General features: G+C 71.9%; 14 protein-coding genes. 6 read left to right on the top strand and 8 right to left on the bottom strand.

Annotated elements, in window-relative coordinates; genetic code table 11:
- The first annotated feature begins 218 nt into the window (after nt 1-218).
- A complete protein-coding gene (locus B7C62_05400) occupies nt 219-1304 on the top strand; it encodes a serine protease (GenBank protein ARF71752.1) in 1086 nt (361 codons plus the stop codon).
- A 63-nt stretch (nt 1305-1367) separates the two neighbouring features.
- Here B7C62_05400 and B7C62_05395 read toward each other — a convergent pair whose 3' ends face one another.
- Complete coding sequence (locus B7C62_05395; GenBank protein ARF71751.1) at nt 1368-1859, bottom strand: hypothetical protein; 492 nt, start codon at nt 1857-1859, stop codon at nt 1368-1370.
- Nucleotides 1860-2046: 187 nt separating this feature from the next.
- A complete protein-coding gene (locus tag B7C62_05390; protein ID ARF71750.1) occupies nt 2047-3102 on the bottom strand; it encodes a DUF3533 domain-containing protein in 1056 nt (351 codons plus the stop codon).
- A 270-nt stretch (nt 3103-3372) separates the two neighbouring features.
- Here B7C62_05390 and B7C62_05385 point away from each other — a divergent pair, with 270 nt between their 5' ends.
- A complete protein-coding gene (locus tag B7C62_05385; GenBank protein ARF71749.1) occupies nt 3373-4266 on the top strand; it encodes a lipase in 894 nt (297 codons plus the stop codon).
- A 105-nt stretch (nt 4267-4371) separates the two neighbouring features.
- Here B7C62_05385 and B7C62_05380 read toward each other — a convergent pair whose 3' ends face one another.
- Nucleotides 4372-5427 (bottom strand): chitin-binding protein, encoded by a 1056-nt coding sequence (locus B7C62_05380; GenBank protein ID ARF71748.1) that lies wholly within the window; start codon nt 5425-5427, stop codon nt 4372-4374.
- A gap of 242 nt (nt 5428-5669) precedes the next feature.
- Here B7C62_05380 and B7C62_05375 point away from each other — a divergent pair, with 242 nt between their 5' ends.
- Nucleotides 5670-7157 (top strand): methyltransferase type 11, encoded by a 1488-nt coding sequence (locus B7C62_05375; GenBank protein ID ARF71747.1) that lies wholly within the window; start codon nt 5670-5672, stop codon nt 7155-7157.
- An 84-nt stretch (nt 7158-7241) separates the two neighbouring features.
- Here the strand turns inward: B7C62_05375 and B7C62_05370 are convergent, their stop codons facing one another.
- The 3 genes from B7C62_05370 to B7C62_05360 form a co-directional block, all read right to left on the bottom strand.
- On the bottom strand, nt 7242-7787 hold the full coding sequence (locus B7C62_05370; GenBank protein ARF71746.1) for a hypothetical protein: 546 nt from the start codon (nt 7785-7787) through the stop codon (nt 7242-7244).
- A gap of 220 nt (nt 7788-8007) precedes the next feature.
- Complete coding sequence (locus tag B7C62_05365) at nt 8008-8520, bottom strand: DUF402 domain-containing protein (GenBank protein ARF71745.1); 513 nt, start codon at nt 8518-8520, stop codon at nt 8008-8010.
- Nucleotides 8501-9421, bottom strand: a complete 921-nt coding sequence (locus B7C62_05360) for a GNAT family N-acetyltransferase (protein ID ARF71744.1) — start codon at nt 9419-9421, stop codon at nt 8501-8503. The genes B7C62_05365 and B7C62_05360 overlap by 20 nt, the downstream gene beginning before the upstream one ends.
- A 96-nt stretch (nt 9422-9517) precedes the next feature.
- On the opposite strand from B7C62_05360, the gene B7C62_05355 reads away from it, so the two are divergent.
- Nucleotides 9518-9892, top strand: coding sequence for a GntR family transcriptional regulator (locus B7C62_05355; GenBank protein ID ARF71743.1), 375 nt, complete (start codon nt 9518-9520; stop codon nt 9890-9892).
- Between the two features lie 86 nt (nt 9893-9978).
- Here B7C62_05355 and B7C62_05350 read toward each other — a convergent pair whose 3' ends face one another.
- Nucleotides 9979-11112 (bottom strand): ATPase, encoded by a 1134-nt coding sequence (locus tag B7C62_05350; GenBank protein ARF77003.1) that lies wholly within the window; start codon nt 11110-11112, stop codon nt 9979-9981.
- Between the two features lie 178 nt (nt 11113-11290).
- On the opposite strand from B7C62_05350, the gene B7C62_05345 reads away from it, so the two are divergent.
- Complete coding sequence (locus B7C62_05345) at nt 11291-12100, top strand: lipase (protein ARF71742.1); 810 nt, start codon at nt 11291-11293, stop codon at nt 12098-12100.
- 242 nt (nt 12101-12342) lie between these two features.
- Nucleotides 12343-12606 (top strand): hypothetical protein, encoded by a 264-nt coding sequence (locus B7C62_05340; protein ARF71741.1) that lies wholly within the window; start codon nt 12343-12345, stop codon nt 12604-12606.
- Nucleotides 12607-12697: 91 nt separating this feature from the next.
- Here the strand turns inward: B7C62_05340 and B7C62_05335 are convergent, their stop codons facing one another.
- Nucleotides 12698-13924 carry a formyl-CoA transferase gene (locus B7C62_05335; GenBank protein ID ARF71740.1) on the bottom strand — a complete coding sequence of 409 codons (1227 nt, stop codon included), beginning with the start codon at nt 13922-13924 and terminating at the stop codon, nt 12698-12700.
- Nucleotides 13925-13992 lie beyond the last annotated feature (68 nt).

The following is a 13992-nucleotide window of genomic DNA, read 5'->3' as shown; positions in this document are numbered from 1 at the left end:
CACCCAGGGGCCGCCCGTCGTTGCAGCGGGTGTTCGCGAACGGGACCGACGTGGCATGACCGCGGGTAAGTGAACATGGCGCGGGTGAAGCGTCGGTGTCGTGTGCACGTCTCGAAGTCGACCTTGTGTGCTACCGGCCCCCTCGGAATAGTGGGCGCCCCATCCTCCGTGTACGGGCACCCCACTTGCTCCGTGCACGGCCCCACAGGAGGTCGAAGTTGAAGCATCGACGCATATCCAGGAAGCGCGCGACGGTGGCCGGATCGGCCGTGGTCGCCCTGGTCGTAGCGGGTTTCACGTTCCAGAGTGCGAACGCCAGTGACGACGTACCGGAGTTCACGGTCAAGACGCTCAGTGCGGACGCGGCCGGAAAGCTCGCCACCACGCTCGACCGGGACCTGGGCGCGGACGCGGCCGGCTCGTACTACGACAGCACGGCCAAGGCCCTCGTCGTGAACGTCGTCGACGAGGCCGCCGCCGAGCAGGTCCGCCAGGCGGGCGGCAAGGCCAGAGTCGTGGAGCACTCCCTCGCCGAGCTGACGTCGGCCCGGCAGACCCTCACGGACAAGGCGACGATCCCGGGCACCTCCTGGGCCGTCGACCCGGTCAGCAACAAGGTCCTGGTCACCGCCGACAGCACGGTCGACGGCGCGGCCTGGAAGAAGCTCTCGGCCGTGGTCGAGGGGCTCGGCGGCAAGGCCGAACTGAAGAAGACCGAGGGCGAGTTCAAGCCGCTCATCGCGGGCGGCGACGCGATCTTCGGCTCCGGCTCCCGGTGTTCGCTCGGCTTCAACGTGGTCAAGGACGGCGAGCCGTACTTCCTGACCGCGGGCCACTGCACCGAGTCGGTCGCCAGCTGGTCGGACAGCCAGGGCGGCCAGGCGATCGGCACCACCGAGGGCTCCAGCTTCCCGGAGAACGACTACGGCCTGGTCAAGTACACCTCGGACATCGCCCACCCCAGCGAGGTCAACCTCTACAACGGCTCCACCCAGGCGATCACCCAGGCGGGTGACGCCACGGTCGGCCAGGCGGTCGTCCGCAGCGGCTCCACCACCCAGGTGCACGAGGGTGAGGTCACCGCGCTGAACGCCACGGTCAACTACGGCAATGGCGACATCGTCAACGGCCTCATCCAGACGACGGTCTGCGCCGAACCGGGCGACAGCGGCGGCGCCCTCTTCGCGGGCGACACCGCGCTCGGTCTGACCTCGGGCGGCAGCGGCAACTGCTCCTCGGGCGGCACAACGTTCTTCCAGCCGGTCCCCGAGGCGCTCGCCGCCTACGGGGCCGAGATCGGCTGACGTACCACCGCACCAAGGAGAGGCCCCCGGCGCGCGCCGGGGGCCTCTCCCGTTTGGCTGTGCTCAGGCGGCCTGGCCGGTGGAGTCCGCCCCGGCCGGGGCGATACCGAAGGCGCGTACGGCCTGGTAGTAGGTCCAGGCGGTGCTGTTGCACGAGGTCCGCTTGGCGCCGGAGTAGGCGGCGCACACGCGCTTGAGGTCTTCGTAGAAGGCGGAGTCGATACGGGCCTTGTGGGCGGAGAACGTACCGGCGGCCTTGTAGTTCCGGTAGCCGAAGTCGTGGCGGGCGCAGGAGGTCTGGAAGGGGAAGCCGAAGGGGTTGTCGGGGGAGCTGCTGCAGTAGTCCGTGGACCAGTCGAAGCCGTACGCGGACCAGGCGCCCCGGTTGTTGCGGGCGGCGTTCCAGGCGTTGTGGCTGGAGGCGCTCGTCTGGGTCCAGGAGCTGAGCACCTGGGGCTTGTCGGCGGGGGCGGCGGAGGAGGGGGCGGCGCTGATCAGGGTGAGCGGGAGCGACAGGGCGACGGCGGCGAGCGGTGCGGTGAATCGACGACGCATGAGCGGTCTCCGTGGGGGTGGGAAGGAGCGGTCCTGGCCGTGCTCCTCGCCGGGTGGACGAGGCCGCTCCAGAATGTCGTCATGCACCTGTCATGCATAGCCGTTGAACCGACCTGACATCAGGAATGGGGCGGAACGTCGGACGGGGCCGCCGGAGAGGCGGCCCCGTGAACGGACGGTGGAGCTGTCAGACAGCCGTCGACCCGCCGGACGGCGACGGCGCCGCCGCCTCCACGCCCTTGTCGTCACGCCCGTCCCGCCTCCGCATCGACAGCAGCAGGGGCAGCGCCGTACCGGCGACCGCCCAGGCGGAGAGCACCAGCAGCGGGCCGGTGACCGCGTTGCCCCGGAAGTAGGCGATCGAGCGGGCCACCCAGGTGCCCGCGCCCGGCGGGAGGGCCGGGCCGATCGCCCGCCAGAAGTCCGGGAGCATCGGGAGCGGGAAGGCGCCGCCCGCGCTCGGGTTGCCCGCGACGACGATGATCAGGACGGCCAGGCCGATGCCGACGATGCCGGTGAGGGCCTCCAGGGCGAGCGTGGTCATGCCGACCGAGAAGACGACCAGGGCACCGAGACCGGCCAGGCCCCAGAAGCTGCCCGGCAGTGCGCCGAGGACCGGGCCGATGATGGCCGCGCCGCCGATGCCGCCGGCGATCGCGTACAGCGCCATGACCGAGGTCCGGATCACCGCGCGCTGCCGGTTGGCGGGCTTGGTCCCGGCGCTGATCGCCAGGATCGAGGCGCAGAGATAGCCGCCCACGCACCAGCCCACCACCAGGTAGAAGGACGAGAGTCCGTCGAAGTCGTCGGCGGAGGCCGGTGCCACGTCCACGGTCCGCACGGTCCGCCCCTGTTCCCCCTCGACCTGGGTGAGGAGGTGCTCCAGGGCGCTGGAGAGAACGGTCCCGCCGCCGGAGGCGACCAGGAGGGTGTCGGTCCTGCCCTGCGGCGAGACGATCAGGGCACCGTCGATCTCGCGGTTCATGATCTGCTCGCGCGCCTCGGCCTCGCTGCTCACCGTACGGGGGTCCAGCGGTCCGCCGGGGAGCCCGTCGAGCTGGGCGACGAGCTGCTGGGACATCTGCTGCGGGGCGACCACCCCGAAGGCGACGTCCGTCGGCTTCGGCTTGTGCAGTGCCCCGACGTAGGACGCGATGAACAGCAGTTGCAGTCCGAGTACGCCGATGACGAGCAGGGCGGCCCGTGGAGTGACGGCGTTCTTCACCTCGTCGACGAAAGTCATGCCCCCACCGTCCGGGCGCGGCGGTGCCCGCGCAGGCGGGGCGGGGCCGAATGGGCCAAGGGGGACGGGGCGGCGGCCGGGCGCGCGGCCGGAATCGCGGGGTTGACGCCTCTAGCCGATCTACGGTGAGGGCGCAGCAGTTTTTACCGACGCGTAACTTCCCTCCCGACCTTACTCGTGCGTAATTTGGCATGAGCACACAAAGCTTGTGGTCCGGGCCACAGGGCGCACCGCCATCGCACCTCCCTTGAGCCGCAAGGAGACCACACGATGCTGCCCTGGTTCCGTGCTGCGCGCACCCCACGCACGCGCAGCGTATTCGCCGCCCTGCTCCTCGCCGTCACCCTCCTGGTCGCCCCCACGGCGACCGCGACCGCGGCCGCCCCCACCGCCGCGGCGGCCACCTCACGTGGCTGGAACGACTACTCCTGCAAGCCCTCCGCCGCCCATCCCCGCCCGGTCGTCCTGGTCCACGGAACCTTCGGGAACTCGATCGACAACTGGCTGGGCCTCGCCCCCTACCTGGTCAACCGGGGCTACTGCGTCTTCTCCCTCGACTACGGCCAGCTCCCCGGCGTGCCGTTCTTCCACGGCCTCGGACCCGTCGACAAGTCCGCCGAACAGCTCAGCGTCTTCGTCGACAGGGTGCTCGCCTCCACCGGAGCGCCGAAGGCCGACATCGTCGGCCACTCCCAGGGCGGCATGATGCCCAACTACTACCTGAAGTTCCTCGGCGGCGCCCCCAAGGTCAACGCCCTTGTCGGTATCGCCCCCAGCAACCACGGCACCACGCTGCTCGGCCTCACCAAGCTGCTGCCGTACTTCCCCGGTGTCGAGAAGTTCATCAACGACAAGACCCCCGCCCTCGCCGACCAGGTCGTCGGCTCGCCCTTCATGACCAAGCTCACCGCGGGCGGCGACACCGTCCCCGGGGTCCGCTACACCGTCATCGCGACCAAGTACGACCAGGTGGTGACGCCGTACCGCACGCAGTACCTGGACGGACCGAACGTACGCAATGTCCTGCTCCAGGACCTGTGCCCGCTCGACCTCTCCGAGCACGTGGCGATCGGGACCATCGACCGGATCGCCTTCCACGAGGTGGCGAACGCGCTCGACCCGTCGCGCACCACCCCGACCACCTGCGCCTCGGTGATCGGCTGACACCCGGAAACGGCTGGGCCGAGGACCGCCGCCCGGTGGGGCGGGTGGCGGTCCTCGGCCCGTGTCATGACCGTCCCGCCCCGGTGTCCCGGGGCGGGAAGCGGGTCAGCGGCTGTGCCGGCCGGTCGGGGTGACGGCCCGGCGGCGCTGCGAGGAGAACAGCACGGCCGCACCGACGGCGAGGGCGGCGGCCCCGCCGATCGCGAGATAGGTGCTCGTGTCCGAACCGCCGGTCTCGGCCAGCACGTCCTTCTGACCGGCCGCGTTTGCCTGCGGGGCGTTGCCCTGCGGCGCCTCGGCCTCGTCCTCGGCCGGGGCGGCGGGAGCGGCGGAGTTGACCTTCGCCCCCGTGTTCGCGTCGTCGTCGCCGTGCCCGTTGTGCTCGACGGAGGACTTCTCGGCGCCCTTGGTGATCGCGTCCTCGGAAGGCGCGGAGGGGGCGGGAGCGGGAGCCTCTTCCTCGGCCTTCGGAGCCTCACCCGCGGGCTTCTCCTTCTGGGTGCCGCCACCGCCCGTACCGCCCGAACCGCCACCGAAGACCACGTCGGAGCAGGCGTAGAACGCCTCGGGGGAGTCGGAGCGCTGCCACACCGTGTAGATCAGCTGCCGCCCCGTCCGGTCCGGGATCGTCCCGTCGAAGACGTACGAACCGTCCACCAGCTTGGGGTCGGTGACCTCGGCGAACGGCTTCGCCTCCAGGTCCGACCAGGCCAGCGGCTTCGACGGGTCATAGCCCGCCTTGGTCATGTACAGCTCGAAGGAACCCCGGTGCGGGGCCGTGGCACGGAACTTGAAGGTGTGCTTGCCCGCCTTCACGGAGGACGCGGGCCAGTCGGCGCGCGCCAGGTCGAGCCCCCTGAACTTGTCGTTGGCCGCGCTGCACAGCTTGCCGTCCGGGATCAGCTCACGGTGCTTGCCCGCCGCGTTGGCGATGTTCACCCCGTTCCAGTCGTACAGCGCCTGCGTACCGCCCGCCGCCACCGCCGCCCTGCACGCCGCCGACACCGGGTTCTCCGGCCCCTCCGCGAAGCACGCGGACACCCGGCTCACCGGGTCGGTCAGCGAACCGTGGGCGAGCGCCGGGGTGGCGGTGAGTCCGGCCAGCGCGAGCGGTGCGAAACCGAGGGCGACGATCCCGGCGGCCTTGCGACGAGCGGTCATGGAGGGTTCTCCTTCAAAGCGGCACAACGGTGGGGCGCCGATGCGGAATCCGCCCCGGCGCTCAGCAAGCTAGCCGCTCGGAAGGGCCAAAAAGCCTGCTGGGACGGGGTGGAGGAGATTCTTATGGTCGGTTTAAGGTCCGGCTAAGTGGGCGCTCAGAAAGCTTCCCGATCCGCTGCCCGCGCCCCGTTGTCCGTGGTGGCCGAGAGCGGTTGTCAGTGGTGGCTGAGAGCATCGGAACCATGACCACGATCGACTGGGACGCGGCGGCCGAATCCTTCGACGAGGAGCCCGGGCACGGGCTCCTCGACCCCGCCGTGCGCCATGCCTGGGCCGGTCGGCTGGAGAGCTGGCTGCCCGTCATCCGCAGCGAGGTGCTGGACCTCGGGTGCGGTACGGGGAGCCTCTCGCTGCTCGCCGCCGGGCAGGGACACCGGGTCACCGCCGTGGACCGGTCGCCCCGGATGGCCGAGCTGGCCCGCGCCAAGCTCGCCGGGACCGGGGCGGAGGTGCTCGTCGGGGACGCCGTCCGGCCGCCGGTGGGGGAGCGGGCGTTCGACGTGATCGTGGCCCGGAACGTCGTCCGGCTGCTGCCCGATCCGGCGGCGGCCCTGGCCCATTGGTTCGGGCTGCTGAAGCCGGGCGGGCGGCTGCTGCTGATCGAGGGGGCGGGAAGCGGCGCCGGGCTCCCCGCCGCCCGGCTCACCGCCCTGCTCGCCCCGCACACCGAGCGCGTTCACCACGAGGATCTGGCGGGCGACGCTCGGCTCTGGGGCAAGGAGGTGGACGGTGAGCGGTACGCCCTGGTGGCCCGCGCGGAGCCGGTCCACCGGCACACCGAGGTCGTCGACGTCCATCTGATTCTGCGCCGGGGCCCCGACGTCCTGCTCGCCCGCCGCGCGGGCACGGGTTACGGGGACGGTCTGCTGAACCTGCCCTCCGGCCACGCGGAGGACGGCGAGGACGTGCGTGAGGCGATGATCAGGGAGGCCGCCGAGGAGATCGGTGTCGTGCTGGACCCCGACGAGCTGCGGGTCGCCCTGGTGATGCAGCACCGGGGGCCCGGCGGCGGGGCGCGCATGGGCTGGTTCTTCCTCGCGGAGTACGACGGGGAGCGCCCGCCGTACAACGCGGAGCCGGAGAAGTGCTCCGGGGTGGACTGGTTCCCGCTGGACGCCCTGCCCGACGACATGGTCGCGTACTGCCGTGCGGGCCTGGACGGTTACCGGGCGGGCGAGCACTTCATGATCCACTGGCACCGGGACGGCGACCCGATCGCTTACCGGCCGGACGGCGCTTCGAGGGCCGTGGCGCTGCCCGCCGCCGGGGACATCACCGGGCGGGTCCACCACATCGAGCTGTGGGTGGCGGACCTGGCCGGGGCGGAGCGCAGCTGGGGCTGGCTGCTGGGCAGGCTCGGCCACCTCCCGTACCAGCGCTGGGCACATGGCCGCAGCTGGCGGCGCGGCGACAGTTACGTGGTCGTCGAGCAGTCGCCCGACCTCGTCGACGGCAGCCACGACCGCCGCCGCCCGGGCCTCAACCACCTGGCGTTCCATGTCGCGGACCGGGCCGCCCTCGACGCGCTGACGGCCGAGGCACCCGCGTACGGCTGGCGGCTGCTGTTCCCCGACCGCCATCCGTACGCGGGCGGCGCCGGTCACCGCGCCGCCTATCTGGAGGACCCGGCGGGACACGAGGTGGAGCTGGTCACCGGCTCCGGCATCTGACCCGTGGGCCAGGGCCTTTCCGCCCCCGGTCCCGGGCCTCTCCCGGTCCCGCCGGACCCGGCCCCCTCCCGGCCACCGGCCCGGTCACTTCCAGACGGCGACGGGGTCCTCCTTCCGGTCGTCTCCGAGCCAGGCGACCTCGGTCGGTGCCGCGCTGTCGCCCTCGGCGGTGAGGTAGATGGAGCAGGATGTGTAACTCTCCCCCGCCGCCTTCTCGTTGAAGTCCGAGGAGGAGTCGTCGGCGGTGCACTTGTCGAACTTCGGCGCCTTGGAGTAGCTGAGACCGCCGTCCTTCCCGACGACGGGGGTGCCGAAGCCGGGCATGATGCTCAGCCGGGTGAGGTTCCTGCCGTCGCCGGTCACCGCGAAGTCGGGCCCCTTGACGGACCCGTCCTTCGTCTTGGTGACGCGGTAGTGAAGGTAGTACGGCGTCCGTCCGGCGTACTCCGAGGCGTCCTTCAGCACGGCCAGGTCCTTCGTGCTGCCCGCCTCCACACGCAGCACCGTCACATCGATGTCGTCACCCGTGGCCTTCTCCCCGTACCCGAGCTCCTGGCCGGAGCCGGAACAGGCGGTGAGGAGGGCGGCGGAGACGGCGAGGGGAACGGCGAGCTGCGGTCGGAACTTCACGGGTGGGTCCTCCCGGGTGGCGGTCAGGTTACTTGCGAGTATCCCGCAAGGCCGGTGAGGGCGAGGGGAATTGGGGGTGAAACCTGTATGGCAGCGGCTCCCTCGGCGCCCCCGCGGCGTCTTCCCGGCGCGGTGATCGGCCGACCGGGAGGAATCGGCCGGGCAGCAGGGAGGAATCGGTCGGTCAGCAGGGAGGAACAGGTCGGCCGGGAAGGCGCTTTCAGGCCAGCAGCCCCGTCAGCTCCCCGGCCCGGGCGAGGCGCTCCAGTTCGTCCAGGGCCCGGACCGCCTCCCCGGCCGCCGCCGGGTCGCGTCCGGCCAGGCCGCTCGCGTCGAACTCGTCCTCGTCCAGCCGCAGTACGGAGGTGCCGTCCGCCGACACCCACAGGTCCAGGTCCAGATCCTCGACCGCCAGCACCCCGTCGGCCAGGACCGCGGGGCGGGTGATGTCGCAGTACCAGCCCTTCAGCACGCCGTCACCGGTACGGACCTCCTTCACCGCGAACCACCGGTCCCGCCAGTAGTGCTCGGTGAGGACATCGCCCGGCTCGAACCGGACGAAGCCGAAGTCCCGCACCCCGGGCGCGGCCCACGGTGCCCGCACGGAGACCCGGGTGCCGTCGTCCCGGACCAGCTCCGCCGGGTACCTGATCTTGACGCGGCCCGCCTTGGTCAGGGTGACGGCCACGCTCTCGCCGCCGGGCGCGCCGGGGTCAGGGAAGGATGCGGACATGGCGGACTTCCGTCGCGCAGATCGTGTAGCCGAACCATTCGTTGACGGCCAGCATCGGGCCGTTGTCCGCGTCGTTGGAGGTGTACGCGTCCGTGTACCCGGCCGCCCGTGCCCGGTGCAGCGAGTCGTTCTTCGCCAGCTTGGCCAGGCCCTGCCCCCGGAAGTCCCGCAGGGTCCCGGTCATGGAGCTCAGATACGTCCGCTCCCCGTCGGTGGTGGCCGCGCTGAACGCCGCCACCCCGCCGTCCACCAGCACCACCGAGGTCAGCTCCTGGTCGAAGGCCGGGTGCCGCCAGATGTTCGTCAGCCAGTCCTCGTAGTCGTCCAGCTCGATCGGGATGTCACCCGGCTCGTCGGCCGTCACCTCGACGTCCGCGTCGAACAGCGGCCGGGGGTCGTCGGCGAAGTCGGCCCCCGTCCTCAGCTCGGCGCCCGCCGGGACCTCCTGGAGCGGCGGCAGGGAACCGCCCGCCAGGTCCAGGCGCTGGAAGTGGGCGGAGCGGCTGGGGCGGTAGCCCCGGTTGCGGGCGAACTCCAGGCTCTCCGGGGTGTCCATGACCCACGCGTACAGCGAGGTGGCCCCGGCCTCCATCAGGTGCTCCTCCGCCGTGCTCAGCAGCAGCGAGCCCGCCCCGCGCCGGGTGCGGCCGGGGAGCGTGTGCGGGGTGAAGTACCCCTGCCCCGGCTCCGCGCTGTCATGGGCGATGCCCGCCTGGGCCGTGGCGATGATCTCCCCGTCCTCCTCGGCGACCAGCAGCCGGTAGTGCCGGTCCGGATGGGAGTGGGCCAGGTCGTGGAGGACCTGCTCGGGGGTGGCCACCAGGTAGGGGACCGAGGCCCGGCGGACACGGGTCCACGCCTCCGCGTCGGACGGCCGGAAATCTCGCACGATCACAGTCATGCGGGGGACAGTAGGCGCAGCCGGTACCCGGGCGCCTCCTCTTTTTCCGTCCGTGAAAGAGGCCCCCGGGGGAGATCCGTGGGGGAGAATCGGCCCGTGACTGAGAAGATCGTCCTGGACCCGGACTCCGGTATCGCCCCGTACGAGCAACTGCGCACCCAGCTCTCCGAACTGGCCCGCTCCGGCGCGCTTCCGGTCGGCCACCGGCTCCCGACCGTACGCGGCTTCGCCGAGGAGCTGGGCCTCGCCGCCAACACCGTGGCCAAGGCGTACCGCGCGCTGGAGGCCGACGGCGTGATCGAGACCCGGGGACGCAACGGGACCTTCATCGCGGCCGCCGGGGGAGCGGCCGAGCAGAAGGCCGCCGCGGCGGCGCAGAGCTACGCGGAGGCCGCCCACCGGCTCGGGCTGCCCCGGGACCGGGCGCTGTCGCTTGCGCAGGACGCGGTACGGGCCGCGTACACGCGCTGAGGAACCCGCCGCCCTCGGGCGGGGCCCACCCCCGCCCGGAGCCGCCCCGAAACCACCCCCCGACCCCCCGAAGCCGCGCCCCCGCGCTACAGATACAGCCCCGCGTCCGCCCCCGCGTCCTGCTTCGGCACCGACGCGGGGCCGATGCCCCGGCGCAGCGCGTACAGCTCGGCGAGCGAGCTGCCCTCCCGGTTCACGCCCTCCTCCGTGCCCAGCCAGGCCACCGACTCCTGGCGGGTCAGCGGGCCGACCTCGATCCGGGCCAGGCAGCGCCCCGGCCGGACGACCGCCGGGTGCAGCCGTTCCAGGTCCTCGTTGGTGGTGACTCCCACCAGCACGTTCCGGCCCTGGCCGAGCAGACCGTCCGTCAGGTTCAGCAGCCGGGACAGGGCCTGGCCCGCCGTGTGCTTGGCCTCGCCCCGGATCAGCTCGTCGCAGTCCTCCAGGAGGAGCAGCCGCCACCGGCCCTTCTCCGTACCGTCGTCCTCGCCGATCGCGATGTCCATCAGATAGCCGACGTCGTTGAAGAGCCGCTCCGGATCGAGTACGCAGTCGACCTGGCACCAGTCGCGCCAGGACCGGGCCAGGGTGCGCAGCGCGGACGTCTTGCCGGTGCCGGGCGGTCCGTGCAGCAGGAGCAGCCGGCCCGCGATGTCGTCCGGGGTGACCTTCATCAGCCGGTCCATGGCATCGGCCACCGGGGCGGTGTAGTTGGGGCGGACCTCGTCCCAGCTCCCCGCGGTGATCCGCCGGGTGGTGCGGTGGGGGCCGCGGGTGGGGGAGACGTACCAGAAGCCCATGGTGACGTTGTCGGGCTGCGGCTCCGGTTCGTCCTTCGCGCCCTCGGTCGCCTGCCCGAGGACCTTCTCCGCCAGCTCGGCACTGGTCGCGGTGACCGTGACGTCCGCGCCCTGGCTCCACCGGGAGACCAGCAGGGTCCAGCCGTCGCCCTCGGCCAGTGTGGCGCTGCGATTGTCGTCCCGGGCGGTCCGCAGCACCGAGGCGTGCGGGGGCAGCAGGGTCGCCCCGGTCCTGACCCGGTCGAGGGAGGAGCTGTGGGAGTACGGCTGCTCACCCGTCGCGAAGCGGCCGAGGAAGAGCGCGTCGATGACGTCGGAGGGGGAATCGCTGTCATCGAGGGTGAGCCGGATCGGCAGGGCGGACGCGGGGCTGGTGGCGGACATGGCGCCCATGATCCGGTACGGGGCCGCCCCGCGCACCCAGGTTTCGTACCCCTCCCGTGTGACGTACCGGCACCGGCGCGTCAAGGCGCGTCCGTTGAACTCCAGGGGGCGGGCGGAAGCACTCATCACTTATTTTTGGCATGAACACTTCCAGGCAGGCCGGTGCGCTGCTACTACGGAGTAGCGCAGATACCCCCTGCTCAAGGAGTCCCCCATGAAAATGTCCAGACTCGTGGCGTTCTCGTCCTCGCTCCTGCTCGGTGCCGCTCTCGCCCTGACCGGCGCGGGGATCGCGAACGCCGACGCGTCCGCCAAGGCCGTCGACTACGTCGCCCTCGGCGACTCGTACTCCTCCGGCGTCGGAGCCGGCAGCTATGACAGCGCCAGCGGCAACTGCAAGCGCAGCACCCGCGCCTTCCCCCGGCTCTGGGCCAACGCCAACTCCCCCTCCACCTTCGCCTTCACCGCCTGCTCGGGTGCCAGGACCAACGACGTCACCGGCAGCCAGCTCGGACCGCTCAACGCTTCCACCGACCTCGTCTCGATCTCCGTCGGCGGCAACGACGCGGGCTTCGCCGACGTCATGACGACCTGTGTCCTCCAGTCCGAGGCCACCTGCCTCAACCGCATCGCCACCGCCCGCGCCTACGTCGACTCCACCCTGCCCGGCCGGCTCGACTCCGTGTACTCCGCCATCAAGGCCAAGGCCCCCTCCGCCCGGGTCGTCGTCCTCGGCTACCCCCGCTTCTACCAGCTGAGCGGCTCCTGCGTGGCCGGGCTCAGCGAGCGCGAGCGGGCCGCCATCAACGCCGCCTCCGACCATCTGAACACTGCCACCGCCAAGCGCGCCGCCGACCACGGCTTCACCTTCGGTGACGTCAGGACGACCTTCACCGGACACGAGATCTGCTCCAGCAACTCGTGGTTGCACAGCGTGAACTGGCTCAACATCGGTGAGTCCTACCACCCCACCGCCGCCGGGCAGTCGGGCGGCTATCTGCCCGTCTTCAAGTCCGCTGCCTGACAGGTGAGTTGATCTGTCCGCCGTTCTCCTGCGCGGGAGGTCCCGGCTGCCGGGGCCTCCCGTCCCACCGAAAAAACCATCCGAACTGTCCGTAGTCGCCCGGGAATCGGGCGAATTCGGTAACTGGTCGTCAACCTCCGTAAGTGTGTGCTCGATCCTGCGGGCGGGATACCCGTGTGTCACCGTGGGGCGATAGGGTTAACCTGCCCGGACCGGGTGCCCTCGTACGGGTGGGGAGTGACATGGAACAGATAACGGTGCGGAGCAGGCCGCGGGTGCCTGCCATCACATGCGGAAGCGGTGCGACCAGTACGCGCCTCGACCGCCATCTCGCGGTGCTCGGCGGCCCTGTCGTCCCGCAGCGCGAGGCGGCGGAAGCTACGCTGCTGATGCGCGAGCTGACCTCGCGTGATGCCGCGCACACCCGCCGGAGCAGGAGCGCCCGCGTGTCGCTCTTCGCCCCGCTGCGGCGACTGCGGCGTTCGCTCTTCGGCAGCCGCCGCTGACCGACGTACGTCAGTACGGGGCCGGCCCACCGCTCGGGGCGGCCCACTCCCTGGGCCGTTCACCCGCCGGGTGGCTCACCCTCCGGACGGCTCAGGCGATCACCCCGTCCCGGCGCAGCGCCGACGTCTGCTCGTCCGTCATCCCCAGGGCTCGCAGCAGCGCGTCGGTGTGTTCACCCAGCGCCGGTACGGCACCCATCGAAGGTTCCGGGCCGCCCGGCAGGACGACCGGCGGCAGCAGCGCCCGCAACGGCCCCACCGGTGACTCCACTTCCCGCCACCGGTCCCGCGCCGCGAGCTGCGGGTGCGCCGCCACATCGGCCACTGTGTTCAGCCGGGCGCAGGCGATCCCCGCCGCCTCCAGCGCGTCCAGTGCCTCCCGCCCCGTCAGCCGGGCCAGCGCCCGCCCCACCGCCTCGTCGGTCCGCTTCCGGTTGGCGGTCCGCGCGGTGTTCGTCGCGAAGTCCGGGTCGTCGGCCAACTCCGGCTCCCCGAGGACCTGTTCGGCGAGCCGCCGCCACTCCCGGTCGTTCTGCACGGAGAGCAGCACCTGTTCGCCGTCCGCCGTGCCGTACGCGTCGTACGGCGCGATCACCGAGTGCGCCAGCCCGGTACGCGGCGGGGTCGCGGACCCGTGCATCCCCTGGTGCAGCGGGTGCCCCATCCACTCGGCCAGCGCGTCCAGCATGGAGACCTCCACCGGCCCGCCGCGCCCGGTCGTCCCGCGCCGCAGCAGCGCCGCCAGCACCCCGGAGAACGCGTACATGGCCGCCGCGATGTCCGCCGCCGGAATGCCCGCCTTCACCGGCCGCTCGGCGGTCCCGGTCACCGAGACCAGGCCCGCCTCGCACTGCACGAGCATGTCGTAGGCCCGCTTGTGCGCGTACGGTCCGCTCTCCCCGTACCCGGAGATGTCCACGGCCACCAGCCGCGGGTGCGCCGCACAGAGCGTGGCGGCGTCCAGCCCGAGCCGGGCCGCCGCGCCCTGGGCCAGGTTCTGGACGAACACATCGGCCCCGGCGACGAGTTCCCGTACCACCGCCAGCCCGCGCGGGTCCTTCAGATCGACCGCCAGCGACTCCTTGCCCCGGTTGCACCAGACGAAGTGCGAGGCCAGCCCGCCCGCCGCCGTGTCGTATCCGCGCGCGAAGTCACCGCCGTCCGGGCGCTCCACCTTGATGACCCTGGCCCCGAGGTCGGCGAGCTGACGGGTGGCGAAAGGGGCCGCGACGGCCTGCTCGACGGCCACCACGGTGACGCCGTCGAGGGGGAGCGGGACGGGGAGGGGGCCGGAAGGCGGGAGTGGCTGAGTGCTCATGGGCCGTGCTTACCCTGCCGACCGGGCCTCTCGCCACCTCACGTCCACGGGGCGGCACGGACCGCCCG

The sequence above is a fragment of the Kitasatospora albolonga genome, from assembly GCA_002082585.1.
GTDB classification, from domain to species: domain Bacteria; phylum Actinomycetota; class Actinomycetes; order Streptomycetales; family Streptomycetaceae; genus Streptomyces; species Streptomyces stephensoniae.
This window is presented reverse-complemented; position numbering and strand designations above follow the sequence as displayed.

What these genes read in the sequence shown, in the direction of transcription:
- B7C62_05395 (ARF71751.1), bottom strand. Translation starts at nt 1,859, where the DNA reads ATGCGTCGTCGATTCACCGCACCGCTCGCCGCCGTCGCCCTGTCGCTC.
- B7C62_05390 (ARF71750.1), bottom strand. Translation starts at nt 3,102, where the DNA reads ATGACTTTCGTCGACGAGGTGAAGAACGCCGTCACTCCACGGGCCGCC.
- B7C62_05385 (ARF71749.1), top strand. Translation starts at nt 3,373, where the DNA reads ATGCTGCCCTGGTTCCGTGCTGCGCGCACCCCACGCACGCGCAGCGTA.
- B7C62_05380 (ARF71748.1), bottom strand. Translation starts at nt 5,427, where the DNA reads ATGACCGCTCGTCGCAAGGCCGCCGGGATCGTCGCCCTCGGTTTCGCA.
- B7C62_05375 (ARF71747.1), top strand. Translation starts at nt 5,670, where the DNA reads ATGACCACGATCGACTGGGACGCGGCGGCCGAATCCTTCGACGAGGAG.
- B7C62_05365 (ARF71745.1), bottom strand. Translation starts at nt 8,520, where the DNA reads ATGTCCGCATCCTTCCCTGACCCCGGCGCGCCCGGCGGCGAGAGCGTG.
- B7C62_05360 (ARF71744.1), bottom strand. Translation starts at nt 9,421, where the DNA reads ATGACTGTGATCGTGCGAGATTTCCGGCCGTCCGACGCGGAGGCGTGG.
- B7C62_05345 (ARF71742.1), top strand. Translation starts at nt 11,291, where the DNA reads ATGAAAATGTCCAGACTCGTGGCGTTCTCGTCCTCGCTCCTGCTCGGT.
- B7C62_05340 (ARF71741.1), top strand. Translation starts at nt 12,343, where the DNA reads ATGGAACAGATAACGGTGCGGAGCAGGCCGCGGGTGCCTGCCATCACA.
- B7C62_05335 (ARF71740.1), bottom strand. Translation starts at nt 13,924, where the DNA reads ATGAGCACTCAGCCACTCCCGCCTTCCGGCCCCCTCCCCGTCCCGCTC.